This is a genomic window from Cytophagia bacterium CHB2, assembly GCA_030263535.1.
In the GTDB taxonomy this organism is placed as follows: domain Bacteria; phylum Zhuqueibacterota; class Zhuqueibacteria; order Zhuqueibacterales; family Zhuqueibacteraceae; genus Coneutiohabitans.
Genome location: SZPB01000675.1, coordinates 1 through 1,617 on the forward strand (window position 1 = coordinate 1; position 1,617 = coordinate 1,617).

The window sequence follows — 1,617 nt, forward strand, 5'->3', positions numbered from 1 at the left end:
GGCTGGCACTGGCCTTGCCGGAAGACGGCGAATTGATCTGCACCGAAGCCTCGCAAAACAACGTCGATCTCGCCGAAGATTATCTCAAAGTGGCCGGGCTGTTGCGCAAAGTGAAATTGAAAACCGGTGATGCGCTCAAGCTGCTGCAAAACACCGAAGGCCCGTTCGATCTCATTTTCAACGATGTCGATAAAGAAGACTATCCGCGCGCGCTGGAAATCGCCTTTACCAAACTGCGGCCCGGCGGCGTGCTCATCAGCGACAATGCGCTGTTTCACGGCCGCGTCACGCAGGGAAATCCCGACCGCAGCACGCGTGGGATCATCGCCTATAACGAAGCGGTGTTCAATTCAAATGATTGGTGGACCACCATCCTGCCGGTGCGCGACGGCCTGGCAGTGAGCTGGAAAATCGTTGCAAACGAATAAGGCGCGCAGCAAGCCATTCACGTTTTATTGCAGTCACATATTTTTTTCGCCCGATCAGCCACGGCTTAGCCGCGGCTTTTTTTGTTTGGAATTGTTTTTTCGCGTGCCGCCATGTGACAGCGAAACAAAGCGGTTGCAATTTTAGAGCATTTCTTTTATAGTTGCGTTGGGGTATCCCCTCATTTCCAAAAATATTCCTGACGTTAGAAGATCAGCAGAGAGCCGGCCATGCAAAAATCCATTCGTCTTCTCAAGATTTTGGAGTTGTGCAGCCACAAGCGCATGATGACGGCGCCGCGGCTGGCGCAAATGTGCGGGGTTACCGAGCGCACGATTTACCGCGACCTGCAAGCACTTGGAGAATTGGGAGTTGCGATTGCTCCGCAAGGAGGCTATCGCGTAATTTCCCATCATACCCTACCGCAATTCCAGTTCACGCACGTTGAGCAAGTCGTGCTCACCCTCGCGCTCAAAAACCTGCCGTTGCATCTTGATCAGGAGCTTAAGATGATTGCCGCCGGTTTGTTGAACAAACTATTGGAGCAGCCGGTGGAAAGTCCGGTGATCGCCCTGGAGGCTCCGCCGGCCGGGCAACCGCAGGGCAACGCTTTCGCGCGTTTGCAACAGGCCATTGAAACGCACAGACGCATTACGTTTCTCAAATACCGCAAGCTTGCCGACGAAACGGTTTCGGGTTTGACCCTCGAGCCATATCTCTTGTATTTTCGCGACCGCGCCTGGTATCTGGTTGCCTGGAATCCGCAGCGCGAGGCGCATCGCGTCGAGGCTCCGACGGAAGGGCGCGAGCAGGATATGGAACGGAGGCCGCATCGCGGTCGCGGACAAAAATGTCGCGATTACCGTTTCCATCGCCCGCCACCAGGTCGTTGGCGGCGCTGGCGAAAGCGATCTTAAAAGAGTTTGCCAAAAAGCCGCTCGCCGCCAAACTGTTCGGTCCCACATCCACGGCTGTGGACCGCAAGTCCATCCTCAGCGCGATGAATCTCAGCGCCCCCCCCAGTGAGGATGCCGGCTGGTGGGATTGGCTAAAGACAAAGGCGACCGACTATGTGCAGTCGAATAAGGGCAAGGCGACGATCCTGGCCGCCGCCTCGGCCAGTGTCAAGGCCATTGGCGCTGAAGAGGGCTGGGATCCGCGGGTCACTTATGGCATCGCCATCGGGCTCGA

At 56.2% G+C, this 1,617-nt stretch carries 3 protein-coding genes; all 3 read left to right on the forward strand.

Annotated elements, in window-relative coordinates; all coding sequences use genetic code 11:
• Positions 1-2 precede the first annotated feature (2 nt).
• Entirely contained in the window at positions 3-428 is a 426-nt protein-coding gene (locus tag FBQ85_30130; GenBank protein ID MDL1879391.1) for a hypothetical protein, read from the forward strand.
• A gap of 228 nt (positions 429-656) precedes the next feature.
• Positions 657-1,343: a WYL domain-containing protein gene (locus tag FBQ85_30135; GenBank protein ID MDL1879392.1), complete on the forward strand. Its 687-nt coding sequence runs from the start codon at positions 657-659 to the stop codon at positions 1,341-1,343.
• Positions 1,316-1,617 (forward strand): hypothetical protein (locus FBQ85_30140; protein ID MDL1879393.1); only part of this gene is annotated, 302 nt, incomplete at its 3' end. The genes FBQ85_30135 and FBQ85_30140, both read left to right, overlap by 28 nt.

Excerpts from the sequence above, each read along its gene's own strand:
- FBQ85_30135 (MDL1879392.1), top strand. The coding sequence starts at position 657 with ATGCAAAAATCCATTCGTCTTCTCAAGATTTTGGAGTTGTGCAGCCAC.